Below are 15362 nucleotides of genomic sequence, written 5' to 3'. Positions count from 1 at the left end.
AAATGTAACATTACACCTTTAATCAGATGAATAAATTCAAGCCGCCTATAATGGCGGCTTTTATTATTTCCAATAAATACAAATAAGTTCCTATGAACAAATCGGCCATCGCGTCTGTCCTTTCTCATATACAAACCGAAAGGAGTCATTACTATGAAGCGATTGATTGAAACGGTTATGCAGCGATCCGTTATTATCCTTATCTTTGTTGTACTCATTCTCGCTTGGGGTGGCGTCTCGGCGTACCAAATGCAGCGCGACTACTTGCCAGGAATTAATAACACAACCATGATGGTGTCGCTGCGAGCATCGTCCTATCAGGCCGATCAGATTAAACATGATGTTGCTGCTCCGCTGGAGGAGGCTTTACACCGAACCAATGGTCTAACGAGTATTCAAACGACTTCGTACGATGGCGGCGTGCTCTTGAATCTTGCTTTTCCAATGGATTACAACATGGACAGAGCAGAAAGTGATGTGAAAATGGCATTAATCGACGCCGATCTTCCTGATGGGTTGAACAAACCTGTCGTAACAAGGTTGACGTCCAGCACATTCCCTATTCTAAGTTACAGCCTTACATCAGCAAGCAACAGCATAGACGAACTAACCCTCCAATCCACGACGCAGATGGAGATCGTCAAACAGTTAAAATCCGTTCCTGGCGTATCGGATGTACAGACGGTTGGCGGTGCGAATAAAGGTTACGTCGTACTCGTGCGGATGAAGGATTTGACGGCTAAAGGATTCACGCTCGATGATTTCAACAAATCGATCACAGCGGATATTCCATCCCTTCAAGGAAATGCAGCGAATGTGAAGAGCACCTTCCCGATCAGAATCGACGGTTGGGATTTAGGCGAACAGGACCTGCGCAATTTGCAAATTAAAAATAAAGATCATGCCGTCCCTTTATATGAGGTCGCCTCCGTATCACCGTCGCTGACAGATGTGAAGACGGTATCGCGCACCAATGGCAAGGCGAGTGTACAGATTAACGTAATCAAAACCCCTTCGGCCACGATTACGGACACAGCGAAACAAGTGAAAGCGCGTGTGAACGCTATTCCTGCTGTACAGAAACATGAGGTAGAGATGCAATTGCTGACTGATCGAGCCCAAGAATTGAACCACTCCCTGATGGGACTAGTTCGCGAAGGCCTGCTAGGCTGTCTGTTCTCGATGTTATGCGTACTGTATTTCTTCCGCAATGTACGTTCAACGCTTCTTATTGCCGTTTCGTTACCAATCTCGCTGCTTGCTGCAACGGCAGTGCTCAAATCGATGGGTGTTACATTGAATATTCTTACTGTCTCAGGTCTCATAGTCGCGATGGGGCGTATCGTAGATGATGCGATCGTTATTCTGGATAACATGTATAGTCGTGAGCAAGAGAACAAAGGAAAACCGATCCTGCCAATACTGGCTTCCGCTGTCGTAGAAATGCTGCCTGCGATCTTCGCATCGACTGCGACAACGATTGCTGTCTATGTGCCAATCGCCTTAGTCGGAGGCATCGTCGGCGCATCTTATTCCGGTTTTGCTTGGTCGGTCGTTATTTCGCTTGCCGTATCGTTCCTTGTTGCTATGGTGGTGATTCCAACGTTCGCATTCATGGGCTGGAAGGAGCCGAAGGGAAAGGCAATTACACTGGAACCAATAATGAAGCCAATACTTGTTCTAGTACTCAAGCATAAGAAATCGGTCATTAGCATTTCGCTTCTATTGTTTATTGCTGCTGGGATCTTTGCCGCACTGCTGCCTTTCAGCCTGCTGCCAAGCTCGACCACTGGACAAGTCGCAATCAAGATTGAACTGCCCAAAGGATCGCCGCTGTCAGCCGTCGATAACAAGGTGAAACAAGTGGAAGCCGCTCTGTACCAGGATTCGATGGTCGATTCCTATTCGGCAGTATTCGGTTCTTCCTTCACGCCGACTGCAGATGATGTGTTCGATCAAGGTGGCGGATATATTCAACAGCCGAATGTCGCGAATTTATCGGTTGTCGTGAAGGACAAGCAAGAGGTCGATGCTGCGATCACTAATTTGCAAGCCGAGCTGTCCCCGATTGCGGATCGAGCTGTCATTACCGTGACGAATCAAAGCCTGGCCGGCGATGACTCGTCGATCCAAATTAAGCTTTCAGGTTCGGACCAACAAACGCTGGATCAGTCAGCTCAGTTAGTGCGCACCAAGCTCGCTGCCATATCAGGCTTAGCCGTTGCCGGTCAATCGGACCTGACGAATGGAATTCCCAAATTCGATGTTCAGATTGACAAAGCGAAGGTAGAGGCAGCAGGCATCCAGCCGGCGGAAATCAATCAGATTGTAGCGCGCTATCTCGCCAAAGGGAAAGACTTTGATCTTCCTGTGTCGAATGGGAATGGCAGTATTCCAGTTGATGTGTATATTGATCCGATTCGAGAGGGAACGAATAATGATGCTGCCTTGCCTGTCTATACACCACAGCAGGTGCTGGATTCGCTATCAGCGGAGACCTTACATGGTACGGGAACCCAGACCTACCGTCTGGATCAGGTCGCTTCCATCCAAGCGAGCAGCGCACCTTCCTCGATCGTAGAACAAGATGGCAAGCCTGTCGCAATCGTATCCGCACAAATCACATCAAAGGATATGAGCAAAGTGTCCAAGGCTGTGAACGAATCATTGTCGCAAATCCAACTGCCAAGCGGAGTAGTCTACTCCACAGGGGGAATTACAGCTCAAATAACGCAAATGATCATCGAGATGACGATCGCTGTCGTGATTTCGATTCTTCTAGTACTCTTAATCACGAGCGTCGTATTCAAAGGATGGAAAGCACCGCTCGCAGTGCTGATTAGTATCCCGCTTGCGTTGTCCGGCGTTGTAATTGCTCTGTACGGGATTCAAGGACAGTGGGATCTTGCCGCCTTGATCGGCGTACTGATGCTCACCGGTATCGTGGTTACGAACGGAATTGTGCTAATTGACAGAATCGAACGCAACCGTAAAGAAGGCATGCCGCTGCGCGAAGCTGTTATGTCTGGAAGCCTGTCGCGTGTAAGACCGATCTTCATGACCGCCGGCACAACCATATTGACGCTGCTGCCGCTTGCGTTGACACATCATGCAGATACCGTTATTTCGCAAGTGCTTGGCATTGTAGTAATCGGCGGGATGATCACTTCCACGCTGAACAGCTTTATCGTCATTCCGATTATTTATGAATGGATGCAAGGCAGGAAGGCTGCAGAACAGTAGGGGTTGATGAGGAGTGGACGAGGAGTTATATCGAATCATTCATCTTGCCAAGCATGGAGATAAGGATGCATACGCCCAACTCGTCAAGCGATTCAAAGATCCAGTGTACCGTTACGCGCTAGGTATGTTGAATGATCGGATGGATGCCGAAGACGTTGCACAAGAAGCTTTTGTGAAGGCATATTACTCTTTATCTAGTCTTGAAAGTGAGTTCGCATTCGCATCATGGTTTTTCAGAATCGTATCTAACCTATCCAAAAACCGAATCATGAAGAAGATGAAAGAACAGGGTTTCCAGGAGGAAGCCGACGATTCGATGATAGATACCAGGGAAGCATCTGATCCTTCCGAGAGACTGTCGATCGAAGACGCAATCGCAGGGCTGTCCGTGGAGCATCGCGAGGTCATCCTATTGCACGATGTACAGGGCTACCGATATGAAGAGATTGCACAGGTGACCAAAGTTCCGTTAGGCACGGTCAAATCTCGATTGTTCGCAGCTCGTATGGCACTACGCAAACAATTAAGGAAGGAGGAGCCTGTATGAACCATCTTGAAGATCAATTGTTAGCCTACTTGGACAATGAGTTGACTGAAGAAGAAAAGCTCGCGGTCGAAGCTCACCTCGAGAGCTGTGCGTCCTGTCAGGCGTTACTGCAAGATTGGTTAAGCTTCCAAGCGCAGGTACATGATGCATTCCAATACAAGCAAGCACCCATTGATTTTGATATCCATGTCATGCAAGCCATTCAACAGGAACAACGAGTGACAATTCGCAAGAGATGGCTATTACTTCCGTTGTTAGCTGGATTCATCTTCATCCTGTTCGGAATTACGAGGAGTATGATGGTCGTTAAGTTCATCCATAGCTTTATACGATTGCTATCCGCTTTCTTGTACATGTCGACTCATTTCATGGCGAGCATTCCCATTATTTCGGCAACAGCTGTATTCTTATCGATCTTCGTCTTGTTCACGTCCATTTATTATCTGAGAAGAGCAATACGTCTAACATCGATGGAGGGAGGATGACCACAATGACTTCGATGAAACGAATGGCATACGTGTTCAGTTGCATCCTTATTGTGTTCTTGGTTATGACGCCCGACCGCACATCTGCGGCAGCTGTTTTCGAACATCAGAACACGATCGTTCCAGTCGGCCAGACCGTTGATGACGTATACGTTGTCGGAGGAGATGCAGAAGTCCTTGGACACGTTACAGGTATTGTTGTTGTTATTAATGGTGACCTGCACGCAGCTAATACTGCCCAGATAGACGGCATGATCGTTGTTATTGGTGGACAAGTCAATCAGGAGCCAGGTACGCTCATTGGGGATGACGTGTATAATCTGTCGCTGGATGATCCGACACAGACCAGTTTATTAATCGGAGGGAGCCTTACGGTTGGATTATGGATGATACAGCTGGGTATTGTCATCCTGCTTATTCTTGTACCGACACTTATTGGTCTGTTAGGAAAGAAGAAGATGCGTTCCTTGATCGGCCATTACGCAGCATCGTCTTGGAGCCGCTTGTTATACATCGGTTTCTTAAGTGGCTTAGCGCTTATAGCGATTAGCGCGTTGCTGGCCATTACGATCGTCGGAATTCCAATATTGATCTTCATTCTGATTGCGTTCATCATTGCTGTATTTACTGGGCTAACCGTCATCAGTCATCGTCTAGGGGAACAAATTCGCTTTGCGGAAGCGAACCCGACATGGTTGAAAGTGATGGTTGGAGCGATCGTAATCGCCTCAGCTATTAATATTCCTGTCTTAGGATGGATCGTTCTGCTCATCGTTACAATGATTTCGCTTGGTGTTTGTGTGGACGGGTTAGCATCGATCCGACAACGTTCAAGCAAGAGTCGCTAGGATATTTCTAGCGGCTCTTTTTCTTTCGGGGCACTGCCGAGGCAAGAAGCTCCACTTCTGTTGCGTTGTATGGATATCGATTGTAAATACTATCTGAAACTGGAGTAAGAAGGTGAATGCATGATTTTTAACTATATTGTCGGATTGATCATTCCTTGGCTATGCGTCGTTATTGCTCCCATTCCACATAAAATCAGGCTGCTCATTCGAATCTTCCCGATCAGCTCCGTCATCGCTTTTCTTCTCAACGACTTCTTCGTCAAACATGGTTTTTGGATCGTTAAGCCGATTGTCGAAGAGAATGAGTCTTATTCCGCAATCCCATACAATTTAGGCATGTATCCGGTGTGGGGAGTATTCCTTATCCATTTTACAGAAAAGCGAATTTGGTCACCTGTGAAATTAATTGTTGTGTGGAGCATAGGAATAACGCTGGCGGAGTACATCCTCGTTATTATCGGAAGGGTTATATATGGCAATGGGTGGCATGTCGTTTGGACCTTCACTACCTACTGCGCGGCATTCCTAATCGTATATTTGTACAGTAAGTTAAAAAGGGAATAAGCGCCGTATCGTTTGCCGACTTCTTGACAGGATTTGAATAAATCTTTTCGGTAAAAGACACCCTATGCTCGTATACTTGGCAAATATTCGGGGGTCTAATGGAAAACTTCAGAGAAAAGTACCGCAGCCGACGTTATGTAGCCCATGTAAGTATCTTAGGGACATCGCAAATACATAAACGAAATCCATTCGGGATAGCCTGTTGGTCGATGGCCTTTCCTGGATTTGGACATTTACTGTTGAACAAATATTTGCGTGGATATGCCCTTATTCTGTGGGAGATCTTTATCAATCAGAAAATTCACTTGAATTTAGCGATCGTGCATACCTTCAACGGGGAGTTTCAGGCAGCCAGAGATGTCATGGATCCTAAATTCATGTCTCTGTATATTCCTGTGTATTTATTCGCGATCTACGATAGTTATAGAACATCTGTTGATATGAACAAGATTTATGTTCTAGCCAATCGGGAACAAGGGCCATTCAATGAATTTAGCATTGGAGCGCTTGAGATTAATTACCTTGATAAACGCAAGCCGTGGCTGGCTGCTGTATGGTCAATGGGAATTCCTAGTTTGGGGCAGCTCTATTTGCATCGCATCGTCTTGGCATCGTTTATTCTGATTAGCACAATTGTGATCATATGGAATTCCAATCTGATTCTTTCCATCCACTACCTTATCTTAGGGGATTTGGAATCCTCCACATCGGTCCTTGATAAACAATGGGTGTTGTATTTTCCGTCGTTTTACTTCTTTACGATTTATGATGCCTATACGAACACCGTAGAGAATAATAAATTGTTTGATGATGCTCAGAAGGCATACCTGATAAGCAATTACCAGCCTGCTGGACATGTCTTGAAAGTCGAGGATCGGTGATCATGCAAATTTTCGCAACATTCGAATACTCAACCCTTCTTGAAATCGCCCTTACTGAGCTTGAAGCAAAGGGGATTACAAGCATTTACGCAGTTCCTCTCGACCTGCGCAAAAAAGAACCGCGGCTGCTCGACAGCATCCACCGTGCAGACGGACTGTCCTTTATCGATAAAGGGATGGTCCTAGGCTTTATGTTTGCAACCATAGGCGCCAGCAAAGGGTTCGTATGGAAAGGGGGACCCATCATCTGGGGGCTTGCCGGTGCTGCGTTCGGTTTTATTGTCGGAGTGGCCATCAATTGGGTCATTTACCTTGTGAATCGCAACAAAAATAAACTCGAAATCAAAAAAGGGAAAAAGGGCGACGTCATACTCGTTGTTGCGTGTGAAGATCATCAGGCAGCGGTCGTAGAAGATATACTCTGGGACCATAAAGCTTACGGCTTGGCTGTAACCCGATAGCAGACAATGACTGGAACATTCCTTAAACCATAAATCGGAGAAATGAACAAAGGAGCTGCATCACTTGTGTCAGGCGAATATCCCACCTTTGACGAAATAAAGGCAGTCGACCATAAGCTTACGGAAATGAGGGAGCAATATTTTTATCACCATGTTCTGTTCTCCTTTCAGTGGTGGCTTCTGCTTGTCCTTATCTTTGTACAATGGGTCATTTGGTGGAAGCTGGTTGATAAAGCAAGGGTGAAGGAAATTCTACTTTACGGTGCGGTGCTTTCCATCGTCATTATTCTACTTGATGATACTGGCGGCGAACTCGGGTTATGGTCATACCCGTACCAGATCCTTATGTTAGTCCCACGCCAGAGCACAATTGATTTATCCGTATTACCTGTGTTCCACATGATGGTTTATCAATATTTCCGAAGCTGGAAGTCCTTTATTATTGCCAATGTCGTAATGGCAATGGCGTTTTCTTTCATTGCTGAACCGATTTCAGTCTGGCTCAACATTTATGACCTGGATCATTGGCGATACATATATTCCTTCCCGTTGTATATTGCCAAAGCGGTGTTTGTTCGATGGCTGATTGAATTAATTGTTAAAAAATTAAAAAAGTTTAAGGAGAATGTACATGCTTAATGAAGAAGCTCAAAAACTGATGGGTGAACATCGCGACGTAGGCAAATTCGTGACCCATATTGCAGACAGAATCAACGACAGAGAACATGAACATTATGCCGAGGTTTCACAAGGGCAATTGAGCGGGGATAAAGATATTTCAGGCCAGTATGAAGCAGGCGTACGAAAGGGGCTCGAAATAGCTCGACGGTCGATATTGGAGGTTCTTGAAGAAACAGTCGATGACCAGGACCATAAAGGAGACAAACGACATACGCCACATTTTAAGGATGGTATTGATTAGAAAGGCTCGGACAGTTGAAGAAAGGCAGCAGATCTCGGGATCTGCTGCCTTTGGTGTGTGATATCGTTTCGCTGGTGGATCTTACAACAACGGCACATCAAACTCGTCGTCCATCTGCTCCGACAATACGTCGACCGGTACCGTCTGCTCCTCTTCTGGATTGTCCAGCGGATGAATTCTTGCCGTGCCGGCTCCTACGTTAACATGCTCGATAAACACCGGAACGCCGAGATACGACACGATGATAATATCCGGAGAATCCGCAATTTCCTTCGCTCGGTATGCTTCCACGATGTCATCTCCTTTCACCAAATAACGCCTTTCTGCAACTGTCTGAATTGTGGTAAAATCATTGAGGGGAACATCAGTTTGCATACAGGAGGCATTATTCATTTATGGCAGAGCCTTTGAAAAATATGTACCACGAAGCTTTCCTAAGAGAATTCGGCACCAAGGTCAGGCGCGCATATAGCCCGTTTCAGACCGAAAGCTTCATCTCCGACGTGCTGCAAGAAGGATGGGAGACACTGGAGCTGAAAGGCCGCATTCGTCGAATTACGTCCGTATTGGGAGCACACTTGCCAGAACCATATGCCGACGCGTTGAACGTTCTATTCCAGATCGACGAGCAATGCATAGGGTTTCCTTATTTGTTTTTCCCAGATTTCGTTGAGGTATACGGTTTATCGAAACGCGATTGGGAACTATCCATGCGCGCGCTTGAACGATTTACGACGCGTTCGTCGGCTGAATTTGCGATTCGCGCCTTTATTGAGCGTGATCCGGAGCGGGCGATGAAGCAGATGAGTGAATGGGCGCTTCATTCGAACGAACATGTGAGGCGATTGGCTAGTGAAGGATGCAGACCGCGGCTCCCGTGGGGACAGGCGCTTCCGGTATTCAAGCGCGACCCGGCTCCAGTGCTGAACGTGTTGAAGCTGTTGAAAGCCGATCCGTCTCTTTATGTACGCAAAAGCGTAGCCAACAATCTGAACGACATCGCCAAAGATCATCCGCAGCTCGTGATTCAGACTGCTAGCAGCTGGATTGGTGCTCATCCAGACACCGATTGGATTGTCCGCCACGCCTGCAGGACGCTGGTCCGCAAAGCCGTACCGGAAGCGCTCGCCTTGTTCGGGTATGCCGGAGAGGAGAGCGGCGAGCCAATTGCTGTCTCGGCGTCGATCAAAGCGAATCCGACCGAACTTCTGATAGGCGGCAGCTGCGAGCTGATTTATAACCTGCAAGTGCGCGAAGGCGATCCTGCCCGAATTCGGGTCGAATACGGCATCTATTTCGTCAAAGCGAAGGGAAAAACGTCGCGCAAGTTGTTTTTGCTGTCGGACAAGACCGTACACGGAGGCGGAGTCGTTTCGGGACAACGCACACACCATTTCGCCGACTTGACGACGCGCAAGCATTATCCTGGCGAGCACCGGATCGTCCTTCTTGTGAATGGAGTGGAAGTGGCAGGAACGTCACTTAACTTGAACAGCACGACAGAGGCGACTTAATTTGAAAGCACGGCGTCATAACAAGATGACAGAAGGGCGTACGATCTCAGATATTGCGGTCTGGGATTGTACGCCCTTCTTGGTCGTCATACTAAGTTGATATGAGGAGATATCTTTATGGCTGTAGCAGCCATCGATGTACCTCAAGGAACAGCACGCTCCACGTTGCTTCGCGGTGCGTTCCTTTAGGGACATAATCGAATCGAATTCGATCCTCAGGAACACCTGCCGTGATTAACGTCTGTCGAGCCAGTATAATTTGTTCGTAGGCAGCTTGATTAAACTCGGGATTGTCGGTCTCCTGTTCACCGATGCTGAGATAGACACGCAGCGAAGGGGATAGGTCCGATTGTTGAATCAACTGGACAATTCCGCCGTTGTCGTGCCACATCACGAACGAGACAGCGCCCACGCGGCCGAATCGATCAGGGTAACGTATGGCAGTGTACAACGAGACATAGGCGCCGAACGAGCTCCCGACAAGCATTGCATGCTCGGGTTCGGGCAGTGTCCGATATTGGCTGTCGATATACGGTTTGAGCGTCTCGGCCAGAAACTCGGCGTAACCCGCTCCTTTGCCACCGAAGCCATACTCCGGATTAATCGTGAAGTTATATTCATTGTTGCGTTCGGTTCCGCCATGATCGATTGCGACCACGATCGCCTCGAGCGAGGGATCCTCAAGCGCCATCTGCTCGAGTGTCTCATCGACTCCCCATTCATCTCCCCAGGATGTCACCTGATTGAACACATTCTGACCATCGTGCATGTAAAGTACCGGGTAGCTGCGATCGCCTTCGTTATAGCTATTCGGCAGATAGATCCAAACTCTACGCTCCGTCTGCAGCTGCGGAATCGGGAAGGACTCGATAATCCGGACATCGCCAGTAATCGTATGATTGTTCTCATCTGCAAGTACATCTCTCCAAGGCAAAGCTGCGCTGATCGTCATGAGTGACTCTCCTAGTAAGTTTTTATAGAATCGTAACGCACAACCGAGAGCGTTGCAATACAAGCGAGACGATGCATACTCCATACCCTCTCCGCTCATACTGTAAGGAGATCGAAGCAGAGGAGGAATATGCATTGGATATTAATCGGGCCAAGGAAATTGCCGATTCTCCGACTATGGAGGACGTAACGTATAACGGAGTTCCGATCTACATACAGCATGTTGACGAAACCAAGGAGACAGCCCGGATTTATCCCCTTGCCGAACCAGAACAAGAGATCGAAGTGCCGGTACGCAGCTTAGTCGAGACCTCATCAACGATGGCGATGGGAGTCGATCAAATGGCATGCCGAGTTTCAGACGGTAGGATTGAAGAGTAGGGAATTAGTTCAGGTATATAGGATGAATGCCGCATGGATGAATGCGGCATTTTTGTGTTGTCTTGACAAGTCTGATTAGTCTTGTCGATTTTATCCATTCATATAATGGGTTAGATAAGAAGGACAGGACGTGATGAAATGCCTTATACGTTAATTTACAGTACGATTGACCGGGTACAATTCACGCTGACGGGCAACACAATCGGCTTAAACGGTAATCTGACCGTAGGGCAACAAGGCGCGAAAGGGGCAATTGGTGGATTAATTACTTTAAATCAGAGCTCTGTATCTGGAAACTTCCCGAATGGAACGACCGGCGATTATACGCAAGATCAGTCAGCAGCCAAATTACGTTTACCAGAGGGCGCGTCAATAAGAAGAGCGCAATTAACGTGGTCCGCTAATTATAGAATATACTTATATGAATCTATACCAATTTGTTACGAGGAGATTCTATGATGCGGACCTTTTATACGCTGTTGATGTTGAACGTACTTTTGCTTACCGCATGCACTGACCGCCAGCAGGCAAACCCTACTGCACCTGGCCAAGCTCGTGTCTTGGGCTCGAATCTGGTGCCAGTGTCGGTTCTCGTTCCGCCCCAATATCAGGAAACGTATCCCGGTGGGGACCAGAAACTTCAAGTGCCGCCAGGCTTCACGGTTCAGGTATTCGCAGCTGGACTTCAGAAGCCGCGGCATATGGCGCTCGGACCCGACGGAGCGGTCTATGTGGCGGAAATGGATGCCAACCAGGTTAGCCGCCTGCCTGACGCGGACGGCGATGGCGTCGCAGACTCTTCTGAGATATACGCATCGAACGTGGAGGGTGCTCACGGGGTAGAATGGTATAAGGGCTCGCTCTATGTAGGTGCCACGGACGGGATCTACCGCTTCGATGGCTCAGGAGCCCGCGGGAAGAAGCTGGTGGACCTGCCTGCGGATGGCGGACACTTCACGCGCACCGTCCACTTCGGCCAGGATGGACGTATGTACGTTACGATAGGATCATCTTGCAACGTCTGCATAGAGGAGGACGCCCGCCGTGCAGCGATGTGGGTTTACAATGCCGACGGCTCAGACGGACGCCTCTTTGCCTCCGGACTTCGCAATACGGTGGACTTCGCCTTCCATCCGCAGACAGGCGCGATCTTCGGTGTGGACAATGGGCGAGACATGCTCGGGGACGACCTCCCGCCTGAAGAACTGAACATGATTCGGGATGGCGGAGACTACGGATGGCCGGTCTGTCACGGCGGGGATATCATCGATCCCGAGTTCGGACAAGCCGATTCATGCTCAACAACGAACGCCCCAGCGTTGAAAATGCAAGCACACTCCGCTCCGCTAGGTGTGCAATTCTATAGCGGCACTCAATTCCCGGCAGCGTACCAAGATCGACTGTTCATCACATTCCATGGATCGTGGAACCGTACAGAAGGGACCGGATACAAGATCGTCTCCGTTCCCTTCGAGAACGGGGAGCCTACAGGGCCGCCCGACGATTTCCTCACCGGCTGGTTAACGGATTCCGGCGTTTGGGGGCGCCCGGTAGGGGTGCTTCAGACTACGGACGGCGCACTTCTCATCTCAGACGACAAAGGCGGGGTCATCTACCGAGTTAGCTATCAGTAGGGGACAGATGCATTCATTGACAATACGTCCGTTACGGAAGTAATATGCGAGTATTGCGTATTGAGCAGATAGACTATTAACGATAAAGTAGAGGCTTGCAGATGGAGAGCATTTTTAGTGTCAACAAAACGGCAGAATGGTTACAAGAGTTCGGAATATGGGCGATTATGATTAGCTTGCTGCTGAATATAATCATCAGCATCTTAGGTATCGTGCCGTCTGTTTTTCTCTCAGGCGCCAATGCAATTGTTTTTGGCCTTCCGCTTGGTTTCACCCTCTCTCTTGTAGGAGAGGCGCTCGGCGCTTTCGTGACTTACGGGTTATATCGCAAAGGGATATTGACTATTAGAAGAAAAAACAAGCGAGAAAGCCGTTGGAGCAGAGCATTCATGAATGCCCGTCAAGGCAAACAGTTCAGCCTCTTGCTCATAGCTAGAATTATTCCATTCTTACCGTCAGGGCTCATTACGTTCATCGCAGCGTGGACCAAAATGAATATTGTCACTTTCATGCTAGCTACTATACTGGGTAAAGCCCCCTCCGTTGCAGCGGAAGTATGGTTTGGCCAGAACATGTTCAATGTCATGATCGATATGCTATAACTGGAATGTTGCCGGATACAGGATAATTTCATTTCATCAACAATAGGGTCCGAACATTTATCACCCCATGCCGCATTATTGCGGCATTTTTTTGTTGTTTAGAAGATTCGGCAGAAATCGAGAGGGATTATCGATAATTCTATTATTTTCTATAGCATCACTATGATAGTCGGACAAATCTATGGATTTATTTGTCGAAAGCGCTTCCACAATTAGACAAAAATAGTACGATGACATATAATGACAATACTAAATTATGTAACTTAAGTTTGTCATTGTGTTACAGATGCACGAATGACAGAAGAGTAGGAGGCTGACGATTCTATGCATTATTTGGCATTAGGCGATTCAATCACGTTTGGGCACGATTTGAGAACGAAGCTTTCTCCTTTTCCGTCTCACGTTCAATCGCTGCTGGAGGAGAACGAAGAGGTAGAGATGCTGATGCATGCGAAACCTGGGTGGACGTCGGATAAGCTGTTGCAATCCATCTCCAGAAGCAGAGACCGGTTGTGCGAAGAACAACGATTAGTGACGCTTGTCATTGGCGGGAACGACGTCATTAAGTACACGCTGCCGCTGTTAGTCGGCAATACTTCTGGTTTAAGCCGGGCAGCAGAGCACTTGTGCAACAACATAAGAAGCATCATTAGTCTCGTATCCCACCCTGGGACAACCATACTTATTGGTACAATATATAACCCATTTCCTAACTGGTGGGTCATGGAGAAGACGACGCAGATCATCAATCAGCACATTCGACGATTAATCGAATGGTACGATGTCCATCTACTAGACTTGGAACATCTGTTCAAGGGCAGCGAGTCAAATTGGATCGACGGGTATCGAAAAGGAAGATTTCTCGACCTGCGACCGATTGGCAACCCGATTCATCCGAACGTGGTCGGTCATCAAGCGATTGCAGAGGAAGTTGTAAGGGTCTATCACCAAGTTGTCCGGACAAGGAATGACTATCACCAGAAAGAGGGTGTACTAGCGTACGAGAAGGCAATACTCTAAATCATTCTCCTCCAGGAACAGTCGGTCGCTATGACCGGCTGTTTTTGCTTTTTATTGGCGAAAGTCGGCGAACTGCTCGCATAAGAACAAATAGGCCACAGTCACACATCCGCTTCGCCTACAATATGATGAGTCTAGAAATCATTAGGGGTGAGCCAATGGCAGTTGTAAAAGCCCGGCAACAGGATATTGATATGTTGGCAAGGTTGCTTCGAGCTGAAGCAGAGACCGAAGGGGAAATGGGCATGCTCCTCGTTGGAAATGTTGGCATTAACCGAATTAGGGCGAATTGCTCCGATTTCAAAAATATCCGGACAATTCCTCAAATGATCAACCAGCCGCATGCGTTCGAAGCGTTGCAACACGGTATGTACTATCAAAGCGCTAGGGATAGGGAACGCCGTCTCGCACAACGAGCTGTAAATGGGGAGCGGAATTGGCCGGCCAAATTCTCCTTATGGTATTTCCGTCCCGGAACGTTCGACAATCCCGGACCATGTCCGCCAACTTGGTATAATCAGCCGTTCGTAGGCCGATGGAAGAAGCATTGCTTCTATGAACCGACCGCGCAAGAATGTGAGAATGTATATAACACTTTCGGATGATAAGAACTTTATCTCATTAAATGCCAAGCCATTTGCGGTTTCTTGGCGTTTAGTGGGATAAAGTTGTTGTCGTGTCATGCGACGAGAGAATACCTTGAAGGGATGACTGCTATGCGATATACGGTTCAATATATCCCCCTTAGCAAGATCAAACCCGGTTTTACGATCCAATTAACGAATCGAATCAAGGAACTCAAACGGACCGCGCAAGATTGTATGCAGCTCATGATCGTCCGCAAGAGCAAGAAAGCTGGCGGCTATGTCTTGGTAAGCGGCAGCAGCCATTATGATTACTTGAAGAAGCATACAAGAAAGACAACTGCACCTTGTCTTGTAGACGAGACCAAAGTGTCAACCAAGCTGAATTCATTGATTCACTTTATTCGGAATCAGAGATTACCCTATGAGGTACCGCATATCAAGCGAAGTGATGCCCCGGCAAGCAGTTGGGGAATCATTCGTCAGTTCATGAAGCAGGAGCCTCGGTTTAAGAACTTGTCTCACCGAGAGCAATTGCAAGTGCTTCGTCTAGGACTGCAGTATAAGAAAACGACCGTATCCGCAATGAAAGCCATGGTTCACAAACACTTAAACAACAAGTAGAAGCCCTATTAAACGTCGAAAGCCGCTATATGCGGCTTTCAGGCTGTCGAGAAAGTCTCGACAGCCTTTTTAATGTCCATTTAGTTTATTACGACACCGCG

General features: G+C 47.7%; 17 protein-coding genes and 1 pseudogene. 16 read left to right on the top strand and 2 right to left on the bottom strand.

What is annotated here, in order from left to right; translation table 11 throughout:
- Window positions 1-153: 153 nt before the first annotated feature.
- From SBI19_RS18835 to SBI19_RS18795, 9 genes are all read left to right on the top strand, one after another.
- The gene (locus SBI19_RS18835) at window positions 154-3243 is read left to right on the top strand and encodes an efflux RND transporter permease subunit (RefSeq protein ID WP_317970994.1); all 3090 of its coding nucleotides are present in this window, start codon (window positions 154-156) and stop codon (window positions 3241-3243) included.
- Between the two features lie 13 nt (window positions 3244-3256).
- Window positions 3257-3790, top strand: coding sequence for an RNA polymerase sigma factor (locus SBI19_RS18830; RefSeq protein ID WP_317970992.1), 534 nt, complete (start codon window positions 3257-3259; stop codon window positions 3788-3790).
- A complete protein-coding gene (locus tag SBI19_RS18825; protein WP_317970990.1) occupies window positions 3787-4275 on the top strand; it encodes an anti-sigma factor family protein in 489 nt (162 codons plus the stop codon). Before SBI19_RS18830 ends, SBI19_RS18825 begins: the two co-directional genes overlap by 4 nt.
- A 5-nt stretch (window positions 4276-4280) precedes the next feature.
- Window positions 4281-5123, top strand: coding sequence for a hypothetical protein (locus tag SBI19_RS18820; protein WP_317970988.1), 843 nt, complete (start codon window positions 4281-4283; stop codon window positions 5121-5123).
- 120 nt (window positions 5124-5243) lie between these two features.
- Window positions 5244-5687, top strand: coding sequence for a CBO0543 family protein (locus SBI19_RS18815; RefSeq protein WP_317970986.1), 444 nt, complete (start codon window positions 5244-5246; stop codon window positions 5685-5687).
- Between the two features lie 98 nt (window positions 5688-5785).
- Window positions 5786-6568, top strand: a complete 783-nt coding sequence (locus tag SBI19_RS18810) for a hypothetical protein (RefSeq protein ID WP_317970984.1) — start codon at window positions 5786-5788, stop codon at window positions 6566-6568.
- 2 nt (window positions 6569-6570) lie between these two features.
- Window positions 6571-7029 (top strand): hypothetical protein, encoded by a 459-nt coding sequence (locus SBI19_RS18805; protein ID WP_317970982.1) that lies wholly within the window; start codon window positions 6571-6573, stop codon window positions 7027-7029.
- Window positions 7030-7095: 66 nt separating this feature from the next.
- Window positions 7096-7668: a CBO0543 family protein gene (locus tag SBI19_RS18800; protein WP_317970980.1), complete on the top strand. Its 573-nt coding sequence runs from the start codon at window positions 7096-7098 to the stop codon at window positions 7666-7668.
- Complete coding sequence (locus SBI19_RS18795; RefSeq protein ID WP_317970978.1) at window positions 7661-7951, top strand: hypothetical protein; 291 nt, start codon at window positions 7661-7663, stop codon at window positions 7949-7951. The genes SBI19_RS18800 and SBI19_RS18795 overlap by 8 nt, the downstream gene beginning before the upstream one ends.
- Window positions 7952-8032: 81 nt before the next feature.
- Here SBI19_RS18795 and SBI19_RS18790 read toward each other — a convergent pair whose 3' ends face one another.
- Window positions 8033-8242 carry an H-type small acid-soluble spore protein gene (locus SBI19_RS18790; RefSeq protein WP_317970976.1) on the bottom strand — a complete coding sequence of 70 codons (210 nt, stop codon included), beginning with the start codon at window positions 8240-8242 and terminating at the stop codon, window positions 8033-8035.
- Window positions 8243-8346: 104 nt separating this feature from the next.
- Between SBI19_RS18790 and SBI19_RS18785 the strand changes: the two genes are divergently transcribed.
- Entirely contained in the window at window positions 8347-9465 is a 1119-nt protein-coding gene (locus tag SBI19_RS18785) for a DNA alkylation repair protein (RefSeq protein ID WP_317970974.1), read from the top strand.
- 115 nt (window positions 9466-9580) lie between these two features.
- On the opposite strand, the gene SBI19_RS18780 is transcribed toward SBI19_RS18785, so the two are convergent.
- On the bottom strand, window positions 9581-10417 hold the full coding sequence (locus SBI19_RS18780) for an alpha/beta hydrolase (protein WP_317970972.1): 837 nt from the start codon (window positions 10415-10417) through the stop codon (window positions 9581-9583).
- Between the two features lie 134 nt (window positions 10418-10551).
- On the opposite strand from SBI19_RS18780, the pseudogene SBI19_RS18775 reads away from it, so the two are divergent.
- From SBI19_RS18775 to SBI19_RS18750, 6 genes and pseudogenes are all read left to right on the top strand, one after another.
- Window positions 10552-10725 (top strand): annotated as a pseudogene (locus tag SBI19_RS18775) (small acid-soluble spore protein H); the annotation flags it as partial.
- 527 nt (window positions 10726-11252) lie between these two features.
- Window positions 11253-12431 (top strand): PQQ-dependent sugar dehydrogenase, encoded by a 1179-nt coding sequence (locus SBI19_RS18770; protein ID WP_317970970.1) that lies wholly within the window; start codon window positions 11253-11255, stop codon window positions 12429-12431.
- A 101-nt stretch (window positions 12432-12532) separates the two neighbouring features.
- Entirely contained in the window at window positions 12533-13033 is a 501-nt protein-coding gene (locus SBI19_RS18765) for a TVP38/TMEM64 family protein (RefSeq protein WP_317970968.1), read from the top strand.
- Between the two features lie 324 nt (window positions 13034-13357).
- The gene (locus SBI19_RS18760; RefSeq protein ID WP_317970966.1) at window positions 13358-14053 is read left to right on the top strand and encodes an SGNH/GDSL hydrolase family protein; all 696 of its coding nucleotides are present in this window, start codon (window positions 13358-13360) and stop codon (window positions 14051-14053) included.
- A gap of 158 nt (window positions 14054-14211) precedes the next feature.
- Window positions 14212-14658 carry a cell wall hydrolase gene (locus tag SBI19_RS18755; protein WP_317970964.1) on the top strand — a complete coding sequence of 149 codons (447 nt, stop codon included), beginning with the start codon at window positions 14212-14214 and terminating at the stop codon, window positions 14656-14658.
- 111 nt (window positions 14659-14769) lie between these two features.
- Window positions 14770-15261: a hypothetical protein gene (locus SBI19_RS18750; RefSeq protein WP_317970962.1), complete on the top strand. Its 492-nt coding sequence runs from the start codon at window positions 14770-14772 to the stop codon at window positions 15259-15261.
- The last annotated feature ends 101 nt before the right edge of the window (window positions 15262-15362 follow it).

The organism is Paenibacillus sp. CCS19, assembly GCF_033239625.1.
Lineage (GTDB): Bacteria > Bacillota > Bacilli > Paenibacillales > Paenibacillaceae > Paenibacillus_T.
This window is presented reverse-complemented; position numbering and strand designations above follow the sequence as displayed.

Coding starts and splice junctions, on each gene's coding strand:
- SBI19_RS18805 (WP_317970982.1), top strand. CDS start 6,571: ATGCAAATTTTCGCAACATTCGAATACTCAACCCTTCTTGAAATCGCC.
- SBI19_RS18765 (WP_317970968.1), top strand. CDS start 12,533: ATGGAGAGCATTTTTAGTGTCAACAAAACGGCAGAATGGTTACAAGAG.
- SBI19_RS18780 (WP_317970972.1), bottom strand. CDS start 10,417: ATGACGATCAGCGCAGCTTTGCCTTGGAGAGATGTACTTGCAGATGAG.
- SBI19_RS18815 (WP_317970986.1), top strand. CDS start 5,244: ATGATTTTTAACTATATTGTCGGATTGATCATTCCTTGGCTATGCGTC.
- SBI19_RS18820 (WP_317970988.1), top strand. CDS start 4,281: ATGACTTCGATGAAACGAATGGCATACGTGTTCAGTTGCATCCTTATT.
- SBI19_RS18810 (WP_317970984.1), top strand. CDS start 5,786: ATGGAAAACTTCAGAGAAAAGTACCGCAGCCGACGTTATGTAGCCCAT.
- SBI19_RS18825 (WP_317970990.1), top strand. CDS start 3,787: ATGAACCATCTTGAAGATCAATTGTTAGCCTACTTGGACAATGAGTTG.
- SBI19_RS18760 (WP_317970966.1), top strand. CDS start 13,358: ATGCATTATTTGGCATTAGGCGATTCAATCACGTTTGGGCACGATTTG.
- SBI19_RS18785 (WP_317970974.1), top strand. CDS start 8,347: ATGGCAGAGCCTTTGAAAAATATGTACCACGAAGCTTTCCTAAGAGAA.
- SBI19_RS18770 (WP_317970970.1), top strand. CDS start 11,253: ATGATGCGGACCTTTTATACGCTGTTGATGTTGAACGTACTTTTGCTT.
- SBI19_RS18750 (WP_317970962.1), top strand. CDS start 14,770: ATGCGATATACGGTTCAATATATCCCCCTTAGCAAGATCAAACCCGGT.
- SBI19_RS18795 (WP_317970978.1), top strand. CDS start 7,661: ATGCTTAATGAAGAAGCTCAAAAACTGATGGGTGAACATCGCGACGTA.
- SBI19_RS18835 (WP_317970994.1), top strand. CDS start 154: ATGAAGCGATTGATTGAAACGGTTATGCAGCGATCCGTTATTATCCTT.
- SBI19_RS18755 (WP_317970964.1), top strand. CDS start 14,212: ATGGCAGTTGTAAAAGCCCGGCAACAGGATATTGATATGTTGGCAAGG.